At 52.0% G+C, this 1,844-nt stretch carries 1 protein-coding gene; it reads left to right on the top strand.

What is annotated here, in order from left to right:
• Nucleotides 1-122: 122 nt before the first annotated feature.
• Nucleotides 123-1,844 (top strand): DEAD/DEAH box helicase family protein (locus AWU74_RS05320; protein ID WP_187150863.1); only part of this gene is annotated, 1,722 nt, incomplete at its 3' end.

Below are 1,844 nucleotides of genomic sequence, written 5' to 3'. Positions count from 1 at the left end.
TTTTGTAGCGGCCTTCGGCACTCATTCCAATTGCCGCATTTTGCGCAGACAAAACTGCACGCCGATATTCTGGCGTGGCAAACTGCAAATGGATTTTATGTCCTTAAATAAGGAGCCATGAAATGTCCACCGCAAAAAATACCGGCGAATTGCCGCTCCGCTTTGCCGCGAAGCTCACCCGAATGGCAAACGCCAGTTACGAGAGCGGCGAAATGGCTGACAGGGTAACGCTGGTTACCCGCGACTTGCTCCGGTTTTGGTTTTCCGACACGTTCACCGAAACGCGCAAATTTAATTTTCACGACGGGCAAAAACAGGCGATACTGAACACGCTCTTTGCACACGAAGTGTTGAAATCAAAGAACGTATTCGATATGTACGCGCTCGCGGACAGCGATGCGCTTGCCGAAATGGGCACGGGCGAAATCGCTCAAAAAAAGTATGCCTGCTCGAAATATTGCATAAAAATGGCGACGGGAACCGGCAAAACGTGGGTAATGCACGCACTGCTGCTGTGGCAATACCTGAATGCGAAATACGCGGAGGCGGGCGGCGCGCCGCCTGAATGCGTTTTCTCAAAAAACTTTTTGCTCGTCGCTCCCGGGCTGATTGTATACGAACGCTTGCTCGACGCATTTTTAGGCAAAGAGACCGACGACGGCACCCGCAGTTTTGAAACGTCCGATTATCATGTTTTCCGTGAATTATTTATCCCGGACGGCTATAAAAACGCCGCATTCGGGTTTATCCAAAACGCAGTAGCCAAAAAAGACGAAATCGGCAAAAAAGTTACCGGCGACGGCGTCATTGCCGTTACGAACTGGCACCTGCTCGCGGGAGACGGCAGCGAGACGGAAACAGCGGATTCGTCTGACCCGGCGGCAATCGTGAAAGACTTGCTCCCCATAACGCCGGGCACTACGGCGGGGCATTCGCTGAAAAGTCTGGACAGCAAGTTTTTCAGCGGCGCGGAACGTGACTGCCTTGCCCGTCTCCCTGATTTAGTCGTTATCAACGACGAAGCGCACCATATCCACGAAACAAAAACCGAAGGCTATGCTGACGAAGTCGAATGGCAAAAAAGTCTTACCGTCATTGCGCAGGGCAAGGGCGAAAAGTTTATTCAGGTTGATTTTTCCGCAACGCCGGACAGCGAGACGGGGAACGGGCAAAAACGCGTCAAACAGTATTTTCCGCATATCGTCGTCGATTTTGACCTCAAAACGGCTATCCATAAAGGGCTGGTCAAGACGACTGTGCTCGATAAGCGCAAAGAATTAGCGTCGGAACAGCTTGCGGACCTGGATTTTCGCGCGGAGCGCGACGAGGACGGACGCCCTGTCGCCCTTTCCGAAGGGCAAAAGATTATGCTTCGCGCCGGTCTTGCCAAATTGCGCATACTGGAAACCCAGTTTGCGGCATTAAGCCCCGGTACGGACAAATGCCCTAAAATGCTGGCGATATGCGAAGATACCGCCGTTTCGCCGCTGGTAATTGCATATTTGACGCAGTTTGAGGGTCTTGCAGACGAAGACGTTGTGCAAATTGACTCTGACAAAAAAGGAAGCATTCCGGCTCCCGAATGGCAGAGTATAAAGCGTACGCTCTTTAGCGTTGACCGGCGCAAAACGCCGAAAGTCATTGTGTCCGTGCTAATGCTGCGGGAAGGATTCGACGTCAACAACATTTGCGTGATTGTACCGCTGCGCCGCAGTCAAAGCGACCATTTGCTGGAGCAAATTGTGGGGCGCGGGCTGCGTCTTATGTGGCGCGGGGAAGAGTATGAATCGATTAAAGCAGAAAACCGCGAACGCTTATTGGTAAAAAAACAAGAGCCGTCAAAC

It is taken from the genome of Treponema endosymbiont of Eucomonympha sp. (genome assembly GCF_001028545.1).
The sequence above is the reverse complement of the archived record's forward strand: the minus strand, read 5'-3'. Positions and strand labels throughout refer to the sequence as shown.